General features: G+C 39.2%; 16 protein-coding genes. 7 read left to right on the plus strand and 9 right to left on the minus strand.

Going from position 1 to position 18,014, the window contains the following annotated elements; all coding sequences use genetic code 11:
- Window positions 1-227 precede the first annotated feature (227 nt).
- Both K8F54_RS04560 and K8F54_RS04565 read left to right on the plus strand, forming a co-directional pair.
- Window positions 228-590 (plus strand): hypothetical protein, encoded by a 363-nt coding sequence (locus K8F54_RS04560; RefSeq protein ID WP_290787668.1) that lies wholly within the window; start codon window positions 228-230, stop codon window positions 588-590.
- Between the two features lie 108 nt (window positions 591-698).
- Window positions 699-2,144, plus strand: coding sequence for a T9SS type A sorting domain-containing protein (locus tag K8F54_RS04565; protein ID WP_290787671.1), 1,446 nt, complete (start codon window positions 699-701; stop codon window positions 2,142-2,144).
- Here the strand turns inward: K8F54_RS04565 and K8F54_RS04570 are convergent.
- From K8F54_RS04570 to K8F54_RS04590, 5 genes are all read right to left on the minus strand, one after another.
- Window positions 2,141-2,617: a heme-binding domain-containing protein gene (locus tag K8F54_RS04570; RefSeq protein WP_290787674.1), complete on the minus strand. Its 477-nt coding sequence runs from the start codon at window positions 2,615-2,617 to the stop codon at window positions 2,141-2,143. The two genes, K8F54_RS04565 and K8F54_RS04570, sit on opposite strands and share 4 nt — an antisense overlap.
- Before the next feature lie 3 nt (window positions 2,618-2,620).
- Window positions 2,621-4,162 carry a bifunctional metallophosphatase/5'-nucleotidase gene (locus K8F54_RS04575; RefSeq protein ID WP_290787677.1) on the minus strand — a complete coding sequence of 514 codons (1,542 nt, stop codon included), beginning with the start codon at window positions 4,160-4,162 and terminating at the stop codon, window positions 2,621-2,623.
- A gap of 1 nt (window position 4,163) precedes the next feature.
- Window positions 4,164-5,027, minus strand: coding sequence for a hydroxymethylglutaryl-CoA lyase (locus tag K8F54_RS04580; protein WP_290787681.1), 864 nt, complete (start codon window positions 5,025-5,027; stop codon window positions 4,164-4,166).
- A gap of 109 nt (window positions 5,028-5,136) precedes the next feature.
- Window positions 5,137-5,751, minus strand: a complete 615-nt coding sequence (locus tag K8F54_RS04585) for a LysE family translocator (protein ID WP_290787684.1) — start codon at window positions 5,749-5,751, stop codon at window positions 5,137-5,139.
- A 2-nt stretch (window positions 5,752-5,753) separates the two neighbouring features.
- Entirely contained in the window at window positions 5,754-6,782 is a 1,029-nt protein-coding gene (locus tag K8F54_RS04590; RefSeq protein ID WP_290787687.1) for a quinone-dependent dihydroorotate dehydrogenase, read from the minus strand.
- An 88-nt stretch (window positions 6,783-6,870) separates the two neighbouring features.
- On the opposite strand from K8F54_RS04590, the gene pepT reads away from it, so the two are divergent.
- Window positions 6,871-8,109: a peptidase T gene (gene pepT, locus K8F54_RS04595; RefSeq protein WP_290787690.1), complete on the plus strand. Its 1,239-nt coding sequence runs from the start codon at window positions 6,871-6,873 to the stop codon at window positions 8,107-8,109.
- 76 nt (window positions 8,110-8,185) lie between these two features.
- Here pepT and yajC read toward each other — a convergent pair whose 3' ends face one another.
- The 4 genes from yajC to K8F54_RS04615 all read right to left on the minus strand — a co-directional run bounded on the left by yajC (window position 8,186) and on the right by K8F54_RS04615 (window position 11,140).
- Window positions 8,186-8,476, minus strand: a complete 291-nt coding sequence (yajC, locus tag K8F54_RS04600) for a preprotein translocase subunit YajC (protein ID WP_290787693.1) — start codon at window positions 8,474-8,476, stop codon at window positions 8,186-8,188.
- A 2-nt stretch (window positions 8,477-8,478) separates the two neighbouring features.
- Window positions 8,479-8,964, minus strand: a complete 486-nt coding sequence (locus tag K8F54_RS04605; RefSeq protein ID WP_290787695.1) for a DUF1573 domain-containing protein — start codon at window positions 8,962-8,964, stop codon at window positions 8,479-8,481.
- A 53-nt stretch (window positions 8,965-9,017) separates the two neighbouring features.
- Window positions 9,018-9,962, minus strand: coding sequence for a transcription antitermination factor NusB (gene nusB / locus K8F54_RS04610; RefSeq protein WP_290787698.1), 945 nt, complete (start codon window positions 9,960-9,962; stop codon window positions 9,018-9,020).
- 80 nt (window positions 9,963-10,042) lie between these two features.
- On the minus strand, window positions 10,043-11,140 hold the full coding sequence (locus tag K8F54_RS04615) for a Glu/Leu/Phe/Val dehydrogenase dimerization domain-containing protein (protein WP_290787701.1): 1,098 nt from the start codon (window positions 11,138-11,140) through the stop codon (window positions 10,043-10,045).
- A gap of 119 nt (window positions 11,141-11,259) precedes the next feature.
- Here K8F54_RS04615 and K8F54_RS04620 point away from each other — a divergent pair, with 119 nt between their 5' ends.
- The 4 genes from K8F54_RS04620 (at window position 11,260) to K8F54_RS04635 (ending at window position 17,888) form a co-directional block, all read left to right on the plus strand.
- Window positions 11,260-13,017: an ABC transporter ATP-binding protein gene (locus tag K8F54_RS04620; protein WP_290787703.1), complete on the plus strand. Its 1,758-nt coding sequence runs from the start codon at window positions 11,260-11,262 to the stop codon at window positions 13,015-13,017.
- 65 nt (window positions 13,018-13,082) lie between these two features.
- Window positions 13,083-13,481, plus strand: a complete 399-nt coding sequence (locus K8F54_RS04625) for a PUR family DNA/RNA-binding protein (protein ID WP_290787706.1) — start codon at window positions 13,083-13,085, stop codon at window positions 13,479-13,481.
- A gap of 90 nt (window positions 13,482-13,571) precedes the next feature.
- On the plus strand, window positions 13,572-16,091 hold the full coding sequence (locus K8F54_RS04630; RefSeq protein ID WP_290787708.1) for a M14 family zinc carboxypeptidase: 2,520 nt from the start codon (window positions 13,572-13,574) through the stop codon (window positions 16,089-16,091).
- Window positions 16,092-16,109: 18 nt separating this feature from the next.
- The gene (locus tag K8F54_RS04635; protein ID WP_290787710.1) at window positions 16,110-17,888 is read left to right on the plus strand and encodes a DUF885 domain-containing protein; all 1,779 of its coding nucleotides are present in this window, start codon (window positions 16,110-16,112) and stop codon (window positions 17,886-17,888) included.
- Window positions 17,889-18,014: the final 126 nt, after the last annotated feature.

Here is an 18,014-nt window from a genome sequence, read left to right on the forward strand (position 1 = left end):
TATTTAGACTGAATATAAATAGTTGATTAATTCGGCGTCAAAAGTAATACTGAAAACAGATTCTGACAAGTTTATTTAGAACAATTTCAAATAAAATTAATATCTTTCTGAAGCACAATTATTTAGAAGACATATTTAGCTGTCCTTTATATTGAAGTCGAGGTACCGTGTCCCATTTGATGGGACATGTACTAAATTTGTGGCATACTCACTTTGGGAGTCCATAAATGAATGAAGGAGGGTTTGCTGAATATGTAAATGGCTCAAACGGTCATACTTGTGGAGATTATATTAATGATACTCCTGCAGCTCCTGGATTATATATTGGGCCATATGGATTTAATGTAGATGAAGATTGTAATTATGATCCACAATATTTTCCTGTAAATCCACCATTAGATCCACTTGGAATGGAATATAATCCTGACACCTACAACTATATGAGTTTTTCAAATTTCTCTTGTATGGGTAATTTTACATATGGACAATCCAAATTAATGAAAGGAGCAATATTATTCTTACCTCATTTTAGTACTATAAAATTAACTGATTTTAATTATAAATCATTAGATAGATTATTCAGTGGATAGTTGCGGTCGTACATATACCTCTTTACAGTACTGATCCAATTTAATAGAAAAAATGTATAACTTTAGCATACAGTGTTTTTAGCGTTGTATGTTATTAAAAGTAAGATTATGAAACAAATTATACTTATTTTTTGTTTTTTGTTTCTGAAATATGGTTTCGCCCAATACACTCAAATTCCCGATACTAATTTTGAGCAGGCTTTGATTGATTTAGGGATAGATAATGATGGGTTGAACGGACAGTTTTTAACGGCTAACGCCATTGGGATTACTACTCTAAACGTAGATGAAAAGAACATTTCCGATCTAACAGGAATTGAAGCTTTCATAGATTTGGAACAACTTTTTGCAGCTAGCAATAATTTAGAGAGTATAGATTTGTCATTAGTGCCTATTGACTTATTCACGCTAGATTTATTCAATAACAATTTATCAGAAATCGATTTAAGTTATGTTCCTCAAATAGTCAACTTATATCTTGGGAGTAATAATTTTACTAGTATCGACGCTTCAAATTTGTCCAATCTATTTATTTTTCATCTTTCTAATCAAAATATTACCAATTTGAATTTAACAAATTGTACAAATTTATTCTCTTTGGGATGTGTTGAAACATCACTCCAATATATAGACCTTACAACGTGTAGTAATTTGGCTTATCTTACGGCACATAGTTCTCAACTAACTTCTCTGGATTTATCAGGCAATCAAGAAATAGAAGAAATTCATTGCTATAATAATCCTTTAACCAGTATCAATCTTCCAAATAATCCAAATTTGGAATATTTGGGAATTGGCGACACATTGCTTACTTCTTTGGATTTAACAAATTGTCCTGGATTGATTGATCTAAGGTATGCAAATATGTTATTTACTCAGCTGGATCTTAGTAATAATGGTAATCTGGAGGTATTATTGGGACCAAATTCACAGCTTACATCTTTAGATACGTCGCAAAACCCTAGTTTAAGAAATATATGGTTGGCAAACAATAACATTGGCGGATCGTTGAATTTTAATAATAATCCCCTATTAGTGGACGCCATATTGGATCGAAATGTATTTGAAGAAGCTGATTTTTCACAAAACCCATTGCTTGAACATGTAGCAATTGATGATAATCCGAATTTACAGTTTGTAAATATGCAAAATGGGTTTAACGAAGATTTAATTGTTTTTGTAGCAATTGATTGTCCGGCCTTAAGCTGTGTAGTTGTTGATGATCCTTTGGCGGCTAATGATAATATGTATGTAGACCCTCATACCACGCTTGTTGGGAATATAGAAGATTGTGACAATCTCTCAATAGGTGAGAATGAACTCCAAAACCTTTTTAGCATCTACCCAAATCCTGTGAAAGATGTACTTACTATTAAAAGTGATTCATCTCATGAAATAACTTTTCTTACTATCTTTAATTTGTTAGGAGAAATGATTCTTTCTAAAACTGAGAACTTCAATCAAATTGACCTCTCATCTTTAAGAAGCGGCGTTTACTTTCTAAAAGTGAATACTGATGCAGGGATTATTACTATGAAATTGGTAAAAAATTAGTTAGAAGACATATTTAGCTGTCCTTTATATTGAAGTCGGGCAACCGTGGCCCATTGTAGGAGCAGCACCTTATCATCCTCGGCTAGATCTCCGTGAATCCAGGTATACGAATCCAATGGCATGTTTCCTTTCTTAACCTCTTCGATTAATTCTTCTAATTTATGGTCCTTCTTTTTAATCGAATAACTCTCCCATTTAGACACATTAAATTTGCCGCCCGCGTGTTTGATATGATCGGCCAACCAATATGAAAAGGGTGCAATTTCAGCATACCAAGGATATTGGGTTTGATCACTGTGACAATCATAACAATTCTCCTTTAATATGGAGGCCACATGTACCGAAGGCTTTGTTTCATTTTCAAAGGCCATGACTGTTTCATAGCCCGCGTTGTTCTTTTCGGGTCGGATGAACTGCATTACCACTAGTGCTAAAAGACCCAGTAGTAATATAAATTTGATTATTTTTTTCATAGGTTACTTTTTTAGGGATTTCAGATATAAAATTACCGCTTTTCTAATATCATACGCCGCTTCTTCTTTGGTAGGCTCATATACTTTTAAGATTCCTTCATTCTCCTGTGTTAAAAATGGGATATCGTATCCCTTCAGTAAAAAATCACTAAATGCCACGGTGTAGGTTTGTGATGCATCAATTGGAATTCCATCAATTAACCAACGACCTCGCGATCCTTCCCTAATATTAAATCGTTGCAAATAAGCCCCTGTTCCACTGCTTGCCTTTCCAAAATCCAATACTCTTATCAATAAGTCACCGGTAATATCGGCATGTACCACCGTACCTCCAAAAGGGAGTACTCGAAAGATATCGAGACTCGTGACTTCACCTTCCAACATATCATCCAAACGAATGGACCCGCCGTTTACTACGGCAGCAACTACATTTTTATCAAATGAAAGTGCCATGGCGTGGGTAATGATATCGCCAAGATTGGTTTGTATTCCTCTGTTCGCACTATCAGTTCCATCCAAAGGCGGATCTGCATAATAAATCACCTCATTGGGATCGGAAATCACCTCTTCAATCTTGCTTGCCAAAATCGAATTCCATCGTTTCACAATGGCATCGATCTCAGGCTGAGAAGCAATTCGCTCGTCAATAGGCATTAGGTGAGAATCTATCGCCAACTCCTTTGTAAGCGTATTATATGTAAGGGTATGAATATAAATAGTCTTCGCATTGGCATCGGCTTTTGCAATCACACCTTGCTCCGTAGGGATCAACATACTGTTGTGTTCATGCCCCCCCATGATGAGTTGAAGACCGGGTAATCGCTTTGCCAACTCCTTGTCTTCCGATACTTTAATATGAGTTAGCCCTATGACCACATCGGTGTTCAATTCCAGCAGATTGTAAGCTCTGGTGGCCTCAATATATATATCCCCATAGTGCACAAAATCCTGAGGATTTGAGGGTAAGGTAACACTAAAAAAACCGAGGTTTATCTGGGTTCCATCTGCATCTTCCAGAGATATGGTATACGTATCGGGTATATAAATATGTCCCTTATTATTCTGAATTGTAAACGGCACGATATCTTCTTCCACAACCCGCCTCACATTGGCCGAAGTCCATGGAAACTTCGATTCGTCCAATCTTTTTTGAAGCGCCTCTTCCCCAATATCAAATTCGTGATTCCCGAAAGTGACCAAGTCAAAATTCATGGCGTTCATCACCTCGATCATTTGACGTCCTGCTATTCGCTCTCCTTGATATTTTATAGTACCCAATAAGGACGGATTTAAAAAATCACCTGCCATAAAAAGCAGGGTGTTCGGATTCTCTTTTGCAATAGAATCTCGCACATGAGCCACCCGTGCCATCCCGCCATATTTACCACCACTTAAGGGGGCTATTTCATAAACATCGTTTAATTGAATTAGTTTAAGCGTGATAATACCATCCTCCTTGTTGGGGTTTTCTACAACAGCTTGTTTGGGTTTACAACCTGTTATAAAAAGGACAATTAGCAATGTAAGTTGAAGTATTCGTTTCATATTAATGGTATTTGGTAAATATTTTTGTAGCCTCATTATGGGCACTTTCAAATGACATGGAGTTGATATTACTTGCTACTTTCTCGGCAGTAAAATAACTCAGCATTTTTTCGGTGGGCATGTTCCCCGTGAGTTCATCCTTTGCCATGGGACATCCTCCAAATCCTTGAATAGCGCCATCAAACCTTCTGCAACCCGCCTTGAAGGCTGCATCTATTTTTTCATGCCAGGCAGTTGGGGTTGTATGTAAATGTGCCCCAAATTCGATATGTGGATACTTCGGAATTAAATTCGAAAATAAATACGTAATTATTTCGGGTGTTGAAGTGCCAACCGTATCACTTAATGACAGGATCTTAACACCCATGTCCGAAAGCGTTTCGGTCCATTCGCCCACAATATTGACATTCCAAGGGTCGCCATAGGGATTCCCGAATCCCATGGACAAATAAGCCACCACCTCTTTACTATTTTTTTCAGCTAGGTGTAAAATCTCATGAAGCACCTCTATTGACTGTGCAATCGTTTTATGAGTATTTCGCATCTGAAAGTTTTCAGAAATTGAAAAAGGATATCCCAAATAATGAATTTCGGGGTGTACAACCGCCTCCTCTGTTCCTCGTACATTTGCCACAATGGCCAATAATTTACTTTCGGTGGCAGACAAATCCAACTGAGACAACACTTTTGCTGTATCCTGCATTTGTGGAATGGCCTTGGGAGACACAAAGCTACCAAAGTCAATCGTGTCAAAACCACAGCGCAATAGTGCCTGTATGTATTGTACTTTTTCTCCGGTAGGAATCCAATCCTTAATGCCTTGCATGGCATCTCTGGGACATTCTATCAGTTTTACTTTTTGCATTAGCGTAAAGATAGTATTTCTCTGTTTACTTCTGAAAGCTTTTTAAGGCTTCTAAATCGCTCTTTTTATCCATAGATCCCCAAACATTGCGTACGGTATAGTGCCGCCTTTAGGGAATTAAGATATACACGGCGATGCCCACAAAGACCAAAATCTGAAGCCATTTTAAAACAACACCCACCGATTTACGGGTCTTCAAATAATTAGAAATACTGCCCGCCAACAAGGCAATGGAACTGAAGGTTATAAAAGAAACCACCATGAATGTCCCACCGAGAATATAAAATTGAAGTATCGTATTTCCATTGGGATCCCATAAAAAAGCAGGGAAAAAAGCGAGAAAAAAGATGAGTACCTTCGGATTTACCAAATTCATGATCACACCGATTTTGTACAATTCCCAATATGTTTTTTTATGGGTATTGCCCCCTATTGAAATCGTGGCGTCGCTTCTAAAAACGCTATAAGCCAGATATAATAAATACAAGGCCCCCAGTACTTTTAAGGCGTAAAACAAGCCGTCTGAAGCGGCAATTAACGCAGACAGTCCGAAAGCCAAGAGCGTGGTGTGCACAATACAACCGCTTATCAATCCTGCGGTAGTGGCAATCCCACTTCTACTCCCGTTTGCTAAGGATTGGGTAAGGACATAAATATTATCGGGGCCGGGAGATAGCGCCAATGCCAAAGTTGCTGCCATGAATAAGTAAAGACTTTCGAGCATTCTTATTCCTTTTTCAACAGTGCCTTATTAATATTTTTTATAAGTTTCGGGCCTTCATAAATAAACCCTGTGTATAATTGTACCAAACTCGCTCCTGCGTGCAATTTTTCCAAAGCATCCTCAGGACTGTGAATGCCACCTACCCCAATAATAGGAAAGGCATGGTTACTTTTTTCAGAAAGAAACCCAATTATTTCGGTGGCGCGATTTGTTAACGGTTTACCGCTTAGCCCCCCCATTTCATCTCTATTTTCAGAAACAAGGCCGTCTCGAGTGATGGTGGTATTAGTAGCTATTACACCGTCAATTTTTGTTTCTGAAACAATTTCTATAATATCTAGTAATTGCTCATTGGTCAAATCGGGAGCAATTTTTAAAAGAATGGGCTTCCTTTTTAATTTCTCGGCGTTTTTATTCTGAAGTGTTTGTAGCAATTTGGTAAGTGGTTCCTTATCCTGAAGCGCTCGCAGGTTGGGAGTATTGGGGGAACTCACATTAACCACAAAATAGTCCACATGGTCAAATAGCGCTTCAAAGCAGATGAGATAGTCGTTCACCGCGGCTTCGTTGGGCGTAGCTTTGTTCTTGCCAATATTGCCCCCTATAAGCACATGCCCTCTTCCTTTTGTATTTTTTTTCAAACGTGCAACGGCTTCAACAACGCCGCCGTTATTAAAACCCATACGGTTTATCAAAGCCGAATCCTCCTTCAGCCGAAACAATCTTTTTTTGGGATTCCCGGCCTGTGGCTTCGGCGTCAACGTTCCTATTTCAATAAACCCGAAGCCAAAATTGGATAATTCCTTGAACAATTTCGCATCCTTGTCGAAACCTGCGGCAAGACCTACCGGATTTGGAAATTTAAGTCCGAAAAGTTCGCGTTCCAGTTTTGGATTGTTAACTTTATACAGTTTTCTGAAAAGTCCCCCAAAACCAATTTTATGTAAAAAACGAAGCATCGAAAATGTGAAGTAATGGATCTTTTCCGGGTCGAAAAGGTATAGGATAGGTCTAATTATTACTTTGTACATATGCTTCTGAAATCTTTTGCAAAAATAGTATTAAACTGTGTAATTGTTATTTTGAATATGTTTTAATTTGTACCGAAATTGATTTATTATGATCGAAAAACAACACCTTATAGACCGATTTGTACGCTACGTAACCGTGGATACCGAGAGCGATCCCGAAAGTGACACTACGCCAAGCAGTGCAAAACAATGGGATCTGGCCAATGCTTTGGTCGAAGAGTTGAAGCAAATTGGGATGCAGGAAGTCACTATTGATGAGAACGCATACATCATGGCCACCTTACCCAGTAATATAGCAGATGAAGTTCCTGTAATTGGTTTTATTTCACACTTCGACACTACCCCCGACTTTACGGGTGCCAATGTAAAGCCGCAGATTATAGAAAATTACGACGGCAAGGACATTGTCTTAAATGAAGCCGAAGACATCGTACTATCACCCGATCTTTTTGAAGATCTATTACTCTATAAAGGTAAGACCTTAATTACCACCGATGGCACTACTTTATTGGGAGCCGATGATAAGGCAGGGATCGCCGAAATTATTTCGGCTATGGAGTACCTTATCAATCATCCGGAAATAAAACACGGAAAAATTAGAGTAGGCTTTACGCCCGATGAAGAAATTGGCCGCGGGGCGCATAAATTCGATGTGAAAAAATTTGGTGCCGATTGGGCTTATACCATGGATGGTAGCCAGATTGGCGAATTGGAATATGAAAATTTCAATGCGGCCGGAGCCGTTGTAACCATTAAAGGCAAGATCGTGCATCCGGGATATGCCAAGGGCAAGATGATCAATAGTATGTATATCGCGACCGAATTTATTAACTCCTTACCCCGATTGGAAACCCCGGAACATACCGAAGGTCGCCAAGGTTTCTTTCATCTCTACAGCCTTAACGGAGGTGTTGACAATACCAAATTGCAATATATTATTAGAGATCACGATAAAGGTCATTTTGAGGCGCGTAAAAAAATGATACTACAATTGGCTGAAGAACTAAACGAACAATATGAAAAGGAGATCATCACGGTTGAAATAAAGGACCAGTATTATAATATGCGCGAAAAGATTGAACCCGTGATGCATATTGTTGATATAGCTGAAAAAGCGATGAAAATGGCCGGAATAGAACCTATCATTAAACCCATTAGAGGAGGAACTGATGGTTCTCAATTGAGTTTTATGGGCTTACCCTGCCCAAATATTTTTGCCGGGGGCCATAATTTTCACGGTCGCTACGAATATGTCCCGGTAGAAAGTATGCAAAAAGCCATCGAAGTAATTGTAAATATTGCACAATTAGTTGCTTTAAAAAAATAGCGTTTTGCTAAAAGTATTTGTATAAAAAAAGCCTTCAGATATTCTGAAGGCTTTTTTATGCTGTTTAAAAATACAACTATTTTTTGGCAGGAGCGTTTGCCTTATTTGTCATTTCCATAGAAAGAGCAGAACGTTCAAATTTCACCTTTCCGGCTCCCGTTTCTATTATACAGGTGCCATCGTCATTGATTTCCAATAACTTTCCGTGTAATCCACTTTTGGTTACTATTTTATCTCCTTTGCTAAGTCCCTTGTCAAAGTTCTTTTCCTGCTTCATTTTTTTTCGTTGTGGTAATACAATGAAAAATATAATAAAGACCGCAAAGAGCAAAAGGGGTCCTAAAAATTGTTGCATATCTCCACCCATCCTTATTGGGTTTTAATAACGTTTGCCTGTCCTCCGGCTGCGCCTTCAGGTGCATTTACAAACGCCTTTATTTTAATAGTTTCAGTTCCAGCAGCAGTATTGGCAGTAATAGTAACTGTCTTACTCACTTGATTCTTCCCACTACCGTTAAATTTCACCAACATTTCTCCTTTTTCACCGGGAGCAACTGGCGCTTTAGTGTATTCAGGTACAGTACATCCACAGCTACTTTTTGCATCCACAATTACTAGAGGTGCATTTCCTGTATTTGTAAACTTAAAGATATGCTCTACAGGAGTTCCTTGTGCGATAGCTCCAAAGTCATGTTCAACCTCATCAAAAGTCATGACAGGAACCTCTCCTGCCTTAGCATTTGTTTCTGCAGCAGCAGCAACATTTTCCTCATTTACTTTGTCAGCAGCGTTTTCTTTACATGAAGTAAAAGCGAAAACAGATAAGACTGCTACAATTAAAATTGATTTTTTCATAGAATTAAAAATTTTAGGTTTTAAGCGTGGCTAAAATACTTATTTTTTTGGTTTTATGTAAGGCCTCGCCCGATTTTCTTTATTTTATTAGCTTCGGAAAAATCCTTCACCAATTTATCGAGTATTCCATTAATAAACAGGCTGCTTTTAGGGGTAGAGTATTCTTTCGAAATCTCCAGATATTCGTTTATAGTTGCCCGCACAGGGATGGAAGGAAAATTTAAAAACTCCGAAATACCCATCTTTAAAATAATCATATCTATTTCGGCGATCCTTTCGGTATCCCAATTAGGTGTTTTTCCTTCTATTTCCTTACTCAATTTTTCATTATTCAGAATTACTTTTCGGAATAATTGAAGTGCATAGTCGCGATCCTCTTCATTTTTGTACAATTCAGGAATTAACGTAGCACCACTATTCTTCTTGCTAATCTTCGAAAGCACTTTAATCAGTACCGTATTCACGATAGGAAAATCATCTATCCATGTCAACCGCCTGTCTTCTAAATATTCATACAGCTTGTCGTTGGGAGCAATTACCTCTTTATACAATCGGATTACAAAATTTTTATCATCGGCAAAAGTAGTATCCACGTTGCCTAAATATGTAACATACCAATCTTGTTCGAGTAAAGATTTAAATATAATACGCACGTATTCGTCATCGTCCTTCCAGTAATTCAGCTTTTTATTTTTAATAGCTTGTGCTAAGAATGGGTTTTTTGAAATAAGTTCCAGAAGTTGATTATCTACAAAGGCGCGACTGGGATTTTTTTCTGTGGCTGTCGCCAAATGTTTTTGCTGCGAAATCTCCATGTAGACTGCGGCATGTTCCTTCAGTGCGACCAATAACTGAAGCATTAGCAAATACAGGTCGAGCATTTGGTCTATGCTATACCATAAGAATTTTTCCTGCTTATCAAGGTCTTGATGGTCGCTCTGATTAAAGGCGTAAATAGACTGTAACACTTTTACCCTAATATGTCTTCTTGTAAGCATAATTGTATAAAGAACATTTGAAAAAAACAACGCACAAGTAAAACCTTGTGCGCTGCAAAGATACTATTTAAATGTAAAAACTATTGGTTATTTTTTTTTGCATCAATTCGTGATTGTGCAATATCCAATGCTGCTTGGTGGGTAGTTACTCCATTGGTTTCGGCATTGGTAAGAATTTCTAAGGTAGTGTTATAGATATTCTCAGTCTTACGTATTATCTCTTTACGACCGTAATTCTCCAATTCGGCATAAACATTAATAATTCCACCCGCATTGATCAAGAAATCCGGTGCATATACAATACCTCGATCCCGAAGCATCAGACCGTGTTTCTTCTCGTCTGCCAGTTGGTTGTTTGCCGCACCGGCGATGATTTTAGCCTGTATTTGATTAATGGTAGTATCGTTTATTGTAGCCCCTAAAGCACAAGGCGCATAGATATCCATTTTTTCAGCATACAAATTACTCCCGCCATAGATTTCAACACTGTACTTATCGCGAATTTCTTCCAATCGCTTCTGATTGATGTCTGCGATATAAACCTTCGCTCCTTCATTGGTCAGGTTTTCAACTAAGGCTTCACCAACGTTTCCAATGCCTTCAACATAGATTACTTTGTCCTCGAGTAAATCGCTTCCGAAGGTGTATTTGGCGGCCGCCTTCATTCCCATAAATACGCCATAAGCCGTGATAGGAGATGGGTTTCCGGCGCCACCGTTTGCTTCAGAAATTCCGGTTACATAGGGAGTTACCGTTCTCACTAGGTCCATGTCGGAAGTTTCCATTCCCACATCTTCAGCAGTGATGTACTTTCCGCTTAACGAATGTACAAACTCACCAAATTTTTTCATTAATTCCGGCGTTTTCTCCGTTTTGGCATCGCCAATAATTACTGCTTTTCCACCTCCAAGATTCAATCCGGTGATTGCCGATTTAAAGGTCATACCACGTGAAAGTCTTAAAACATCGTTCAGGGCATCCCATTCACTTTGATATTTCCACATTCTGGTGCCTCCTAAAGCAGGTCCCAAAACCGTATTGTGGATTCCAATTATTGCTTTTAATCCTGTATCTTTGTCGTTGCAAAAAACAACTTGTTCGTGATTATCGAAGGACAACTGCCCAAATACCGGGTCTATTTTGTGAAGTTCATTTGATTTTACTACTTCCGTCACCATGCTTTTTTTATATTTTTATACATCCCTTAAAAAGGACGTGCAAAAGTAGTTGAATACTAACAATATCACAAATAAATTGTTGTTAAAATAAGGATATGTTAATAAATTATATCTTCTAAATGAAAGAGCTCCAACACCTTAACCGTTATTTCCTTAAATACCGCGGGCGGCTGCTTTTGGGACTCTTCATCACCATCATTGCAAGGATTTTCGCCCTACTCACTCCAAAATTCATAGGAGATTCTGTCGACGTTATCGAAAAATACATAAGTGGATCTATCACCGATCTCGCATTGGTTAAAGCCGAGCTACTAAACAACATACTTCTCATATTAGGTACCACATTACTGGCGGCGTTCTTTACCTTTTTAATGCGACAAACGTTTATTGTAGTTTCACGGTATATAGAATACGATCTTAAGAATGAGATCTTTCAACAATACGAAAGGCTGTCGTTGAGTTTTTATAAGCAAAATCGCACCGGTGACCTTATGAATCGAATTAGTGAAGATGTTTCTAAGGTTCGTATGTATGTTGGACCGGCCATAATGTACAGCACCACGACCATCACCCTCTTTGTAGTCGTAATCAGTTATATGTTCTATAAAGCTCCATTGCTCACTTTATACGCTATTGCACCCTTACCCATACTGTCCATTGCTGTGTATAGATTAAGTGTTGCTATTCATAAGCGTAGCACGATTGTACAACAATACCTCTCTAAACTTACTACCTATACCCAAGAGAGTTTTAGTGGTATTTCGGTGATTAAAGCCTATGGTATCGAACCACGCACCAACGATGGTTTTGTCAGCCTTTCGGAAGCGAGTAAGGAAAAAAACATCGATCTGGTAAAAGTACAGGCTCTTTTTTTTCCATTGATGGTGCTCTTAATTGGAGTAAGTAACGTACTGGTGATTTATATAGGAGGAAAGCAGTTTATCAGTGGACAAATCGACGACCTCGGAACAGTAGTCGAATTCTTGATTTATGTGAATATGCTTACGTGGCCTGTGGCCGTGGTCGGTTGGGTGACTTCTATGGTGCAGCAGGCGGAAGCTTCGCAAAAGCGCATCAATGAATTTTTAAAAGAAAAACCCGCGATCACGAATACAGTTGCAGAAGCCACTCCAATTTCGGGTAAAATCGAGTTTAAAAACCTTTCTTACACCTATCCAGACACTAATATTACAGCCTTAAAGAATGTTTCTTTCAGCGTGAACCCGGGAGAGACGTTGGCTATTATTGGTAATACAGGATCCGGTAAATCGACTATACTCGAATTGATTGGCAGATTGTACGATGTAGAAGAGGGGCAATTATGTATTGATCAAAAGCCTATTACGCAAGTCAACCTCAACTCACTCCGCAGTAGTATTGGATACGTTCCTCAAGATGCATTCTTGTTTAGCGATTCCATACGTAATAATATAAAATTCGGGAAGGCGGACGCTTCGGAAGAAGAAGTAATCGAAGCCGCCACCAACGCAGCGGTACACCAAAACATTCTGGGTTTCAACAAAGGGTACGATACTATTTTAGGAGAACGCGGAATTACGCTAAGTGGCGGGCAGAAACAACGGGTCTCCATTGCACGGGCCATCATCAAGGATCCTAAAATATTGTTGTTTGACGACTGCCTTTCGGCCGTTGATACCGAAACCGAAGAAGAAATCCTACAAAGCCTAAACAAAATCTCCAAAAATAAAACTACTATTATCGTGAGTCACAGGGTCTCATCTGCTAAGAATGCCAGTAAAATCATTGTATTGGACGAAGGGAGCATCATTCAACAAGGGACTCATAATGAGCTGGTAAACACAGAAGGTTACTACAAAGAGCTATATGCAAAACAGCTCTTGGAAAAAGAAATGTAAGGTTTACTTTGGCATATTTATATTTTTTTTAGATTTTTGGCTGAACCTAAACAAAATTGAAAACTATGAGTGATCAGTACATGATGGAGAAAGAAGAAATATTCTCAAAGGTAATGCGTGCCGGAAGACGCACCTATTTTTTCGATGTGAGATCCACAAAAGCAGGAGATTATTACTTGACAATTACGGAAAGTAAAAAATTCACCAACGACGACGGTTCTTACCATTACAAAAAACATAAGATCTATTTGTACAAGGAAGATTTTTCTGAATTTCAGGAGAACATAAATGAAATGATTCAATACATAATCGATGAAAAGGGTCAAGAAGTGATTAGTGAACGCCACCAAAGCGATTTCAAAAAGGAAGAGCAACCGGAGACAAACACAAGTCCAAAAGTAGACGAAGAGACAGGCGAACCTTCTGCCTCCAACTTCACCGATGTTGAATTCGACGACATATAGGTAGCCGAAATCAAATTCTAAAATTATATAAACCGCTTCAATGTTTCGAAGCGGTTTTTTTTATCTTTAGACTTCAGTTAAAAAATATTTATGAAAAAATTATTCGTTCTTTCCTTAGTTTTCATTTCAGCAATAAGCCTTGCACAAGAGTATCAAGTAGATCTGAGCTATTATTTGCCCAACGATGTTTCTTATAACAAAAACATTCCAACACCTAAGAACGTCGTAGGACATGAAGTGGGCGATTGGCATATAACGCATGACAAGCTTGTTCAATATATGTACGCCCTGGCCAATGCGAGCGATCGTATAACCATTGAAAACCGAGGTGCCACCTTTGAAGGACGCCCATTGCTACTCCTCACCATTACGTCGCCATCCAATCATGCCAACATTGAAACGATAAAAAAGAACCATGTTGCTTTGACCGAAAGCAATGCAGCTTCACTGAATACAGCCGCCATGCCCATTGTAGTATACCAAGGGTTTTCAATTCACGGAAACGAACCCAGTGGGTCCAATGCTGCCTTGGCCGTAGCCTATTACCTTGCCGCGGCACAAGGTGCAAAAATTGACGAACTGCTGAACAATACCGTAATTTTATTCGATCCCGCTTTCAACCCCGATGGCTTACAGCGTTTCGCATATTGGGCAAATATCCATAAAGCGAAAAACATCAACCCCGATCCAAACGATCGAGAATATAGCGAAGTCTGGCCGGGTGGGCGTACGAATCATTATTGGTTCGATATGAATAGGGACTGGCTGCCGGTACAGCTGCCCGAAAGCAGAGGACGCATTACTACTTTTCATGACTGGTATCCCAACATATTGACAGACCATCATGAAATGGGCACCAATTCCACCTTTTTCTTTCAGCCTGGAATTCCGTCGAGAACACATCCACTCACCCCTAAAAAAAATCAGACTCTTACGGCTGCTATTGGAAAGTACCATGCAAAGGCGTTGGATAAAATAGGTAGTTTCTATTATTCGGAAGAAGATTACGACGATTTCTACTACGGAAAGGGATCTACCTTCCCGGATATTAATGGAAGTATCGGAATTTTATTTGAACAGGCTTCATCTCGTGGTCATGCGCAGGAAAGTGACAACGGTATACTCACCTTCCCATTCACCATACGAAACCAATTTACAACGGCACTCTCCACCTTGGAGGCGGCTGTGGGATTGCGTCAAGAAATATTGGAGTACCAACGCAGTTTCTTTGCAGATTCACGTAAGGAGGCTTCGGCTGGGGGCGCCATCATTTTTGGAGATGAAAAAGATGCTTCGAAAGTGTATCACTTGGCTGAAATTCTTCAGCGGCACAAGATCAAATTTCACGAATTGAACTCAGATTTCACTGTCCAAGGGAAAACCTACAAGAAAGGGAACAGTTATGTAATTCCGAAGAATCAAAAACAACACCGATTGATAAATGCTATGTTTGAAAAACGGACGCAATTTCAGGATAGTTTGTTTTATGATATAAGTGCCTGGACTTTTCCGCTGGCATTCAATCTGGATTACACAGAAGAGGCCGGGATGAGTATGGCCGGGATGGAGGTCGCCAATTTAAAAATGAAGCCTGTACAAGCAACGGGAACAAGTAACTATGGCTATTTAATGGAATGGCATGATTACTACGCTCCCAAGGCATTATACAAGATCCTTAAAAAAGGACTTCGGGCCAATGTAGCCATGAAGCAACTAGAAATGAACGGAAAGGAATATGACTACGGAACCATTTTAATCCCTGTTCAAAACCAAAGTCTCTCTGCATCTGAATTAGCTGCGTTTATAAATAAAGTTGTTTCAGAAACCAATGTGACCATCACGGGCGTAAGTTCGGGATTAGCAACAGGAATTGATCTGGGTAGTGGTGAGTTTCGTGCTTTGGCACTTCCTAAAGTGGCCATTGTTATAGGCGATGGGATTTCCTCCTATGATGCAGGAGAGATATGGCATTTGTTCGACCAACGTTTCGATATGCTACTCACAAAGATTGATTCCCGAGATTTTGGACGTACCGACCTGAGTCGCTATACAGATATTATCCTCACTAATGGTTGGGGCAGCGCACTGGACAAGGGAGATGCCGAAAAGTTAAAAACCTGGATACAAAGCGGCGGCACCTTAATCGGCTATAAAAATGCCGGTAAATGGTTTAACGATCACGATCTCCTGAAAATGGAATTTACTTCCAAAAAAGATACGGTACGCAACGTTAATTTTGAAGCAATTGGCAACCATCGGGGAGCTCAAGTTATTGGAGGTGCCATTTTTGAAACAAGGTTGGATCGCTCCCATCCCATAGCGTTTGGTTATAAGAATACTACACTTCCTGTGTTCAGGAATTCCACTCTCTTCTTAAAAGAAGATCCCAATAGTTATAATAATCCAATTCAGTATACCGAAAACCCATTGTTAAGCGGTTATATTTCAAAACCCAATCTAGAAAAGTTGAAGAATACTTCTGCGTTTAAAATAGGAAGATCAGGACGTGGTCGGGTTGTGTATTTTACCGATAACCATAATTTTAGGGCATTCTGGTACGGTACTAACAAATTACTTTTCAACGCAATTTTCTTTGGCGACGAAATGTAGCTTTAAAATATTAGATAGATGAAAAAAATTGCAATGCTCCTTTTAACAATACTTATATGGTCTTGTAATGAAAAGGTTAAGGAAAAATATACCACCTCTATGGTGTCTGTAGAATTTAATACTATGCTAGATAACTATTATGAAGAAGGGTTACAACTAAAACCTATAGAAGCAACCTTTGCCGGTGACAATAGATTTAATGACCAATTTCCAAATGTATTGGCCGATGCACATATTGAAAAATTAAAGGCCTTTTACCAGAAGTACAAGGATGCTGTAGCCAAATTTGACGATACCGATCTTTCTGAAACAGAAAAAATGTCCAGGGCAATTCTCGCTTGGGAATGTACTATCCATCTGGAAGGCTTAGCATTTGAAAGTGATCTAACACCTATAGACCAAATGTGGTCGATCAATTTGATCATGGGTCAGCTAGCCAGCGGTGCCAGTGCACAACCTTTTAAAACAGTTACAGATTACAACAACTGGTTAAAACGACTCGATGGGTATTTAGTATGGTTAGCTTCGGCCAAATTGAAAATGACAGAGGGTATTCAGCAAAACTATGTGCTTCCCAAATCCTTAATCGTAAAAATTCTTCCTCAATTAGAGGCGATGACCGTCGAGAATCTGGAAGAGAATCTATTTTATTCGCCCATTATGAATTTTCCTGAAAGCTTTTCCGAAGCAGATAAAAAAGCATTGACCGAGGCCTATACTAAAATGATTATTGAAAAGATCATACCCGCATACCAAGACGTTCATCAATTTATGGCTACAACCTATCTGGAAGCAGGCAGAACTTCCAGTGGCATTGATAGTGTTCCGAATGGAGCCGAATATTACCGGCATCAGATTAAAAAATATACCACTACCAATATGACAGCCGATGAGATCCATCAATTAGGTTTGGCAGAGGTGGCTAGAATTTCTTCGGAAATGGAAAAGGTAAAGTCCGATGTAGGTTTTACCGGTGACCTAAGGTCATTCTTCGATTATGTACGAAACAAAAAAGAACTGATGCCTTTTACCGAACCCGAACAGGTCATTGCCAACTTCAATGCAATTCATGAATTAATGAAACCGCAGATTGAAAAGCTCTTCGACCTAAAACCGAAAACTCCTTTTGAAGTACGTCGTACTGAAGCATTCCGAGAAAAATCATCCAGCGCCGAATACAACCAAGGTTCCTTGGATGGGACGAGGCCGGGTATCTTTTATGTACCCATCCCCGATGCGAGTGCTTATAATACCTACGGAGATGAATCCCTCTTTTTACACGAAGCCATTCCCGGGCATCATTATCAAATTTCATTGACTCAGGAGAGTGAAGTATTGCCGCAATTCAGAAAAACCTTATGGTATAGTGGCTATGGCGAAGGATGGGCCTTGTACAGTGAATCCTTGGGTAAAGAATTGGGTTTATACACAGATCCCTATCAATATTTTGGAATGTTAGGAGCCGAAATGCATCGAGCCATTCGATTAGTTGTGGATACCGGATTGCATTCCAAAGGCTGGACACGTGAACAGGCCATACAATACTCCTTGGACAACGAAGCCGAATCTGAAGCAAGTATTATATCGGAGATAGAGCGTTATATGGCCAACCCCGGACAGGCACTGTCGTACAAAATTGGACAGTTGAAAATAAGAGAACTTCGTTCGAAGGCTGAAACCGAACTAGGTGCCAACTTCGATATTCGTCAATTTCACAATCAGGTGTTGGAAACAGGCTGTGTTCCCTTAGCCCTGTTGGAGGAAAAGATTAATGCTTGGATTTCAGCAAATAAATAAATTTCTGTAAAAAATAACTTTATTCAAAATATGCTATTTGTCATATTTTGAAATCTCATTTTGCCCTACATTACCTCAAATTACAATGCGTGGTGTAGCCAGATGCTTGTGTACGCACCGTATTGT

The sequence above is a fragment of the Altibacter sp. genome (assembly GCF_019913785.1).
Taxonomy (GTDB): domain Bacteria; phylum Bacteroidota; class Bacteroidia; order Flavobacteriales; family Flavobacteriaceae; genus Altibacter.

Excerpts from the sequence above, each read along its gene's own strand:
- K8F54_RS04560 (WP_290787668.1), top strand. The coding sequence starts at position 228 with ATGAATGAAGGAGGGTTTGCTGAATATGTAAATGGCTCAAACGGTCAT.
- K8F54_RS04565 (WP_290787671.1), top strand. The coding sequence starts at position 699 with ATGAAACAAATTATACTTATTTTTTGTTTTTTGTTTCTGAAATATGGT.
- K8F54_RS04570 (WP_290787674.1), bottom strand. The coding sequence starts at position 2,617 with ATGAAAAAAATAATCAAATTTATATTACTACTGGGTCTTTTAGCACTA.
- K8F54_RS04575 (WP_290787677.1), bottom strand. The coding sequence starts at position 4,162 with ATGAAACGAATACTTCAACTTACATTGCTAATTGTCCTTTTTATAACA.
- K8F54_RS04580 (WP_290787681.1), bottom strand. The coding sequence starts at position 5,027 with ATGCAAAAAGTAAAACTGATAGAATGTCCCAGAGATGCCATGCAAGGC.
- K8F54_RS04585 (WP_290787684.1), bottom strand. The coding sequence starts at position 5,751 with ATGCTCGAAAGTCTTTACTTATTCATGGCAGCAACTTTGGCATTGGCG.
- K8F54_RS04590 (WP_290787687.1), bottom strand. The coding sequence starts at position 6,782 with ATGTACAAAGTAATAATTAGACCTATCCTATACCTTTTCGACCCGGAA.
- pepT (WP_290787690.1), top strand. The coding sequence starts at position 6,871 with ATGATCGAAAAACAACACCTTATAGACCGATTTGTACGCTACGTAACC.
- yajC (WP_290787693.1), bottom strand. The coding sequence starts at position 8,476 with ATGGGTGGAGATATGCAACAATTTTTAGGACCCCTTTTGCTCTTTGCG.
- K8F54_RS04605 (WP_290787695.1), bottom strand. The coding sequence starts at position 8,964 with ATGAAAAAATCAATTTTAATTGTAGCAGTCTTATCTGTTTTCGCTTTT.
- nusB (WP_290787698.1), bottom strand. The coding sequence starts at position 9,962 with ATGCTTACAAGAAGACATATTAGGGTAAAAGTGTTACAGTCTATTTAC.
- K8F54_RS04615 (WP_290787701.1), bottom strand. The coding sequence starts at position 11,140 with ATGGTGACGGAAGTAGTAAAATCAAATGAACTTCACAAAATAGACCCG.
- K8F54_RS04620 (WP_290787703.1), top strand. The coding sequence starts at position 11,260 with ATGAAAGAGCTCCAACACCTTAACCGTTATTTCCTTAAATACCGCGGG.
- K8F54_RS04625 (WP_290787706.1), top strand. The coding sequence starts at position 13,083 with ATGAGTGATCAGTACATGATGGAGAAAGAAGAAATATTCTCAAAGGTA.
- K8F54_RS04630 (WP_290787708.1), top strand. The coding sequence starts at position 13,572 with ATGAAAAAATTATTCGTTCTTTCCTTAGTTTTCATTTCAGCAATAAGC.
- K8F54_RS04635 (WP_290787710.1), top strand. The coding sequence starts at position 16,110 with ATGAAAAAAATTGCAATGCTCCTTTTAACAATACTTATATGGTCTTGT.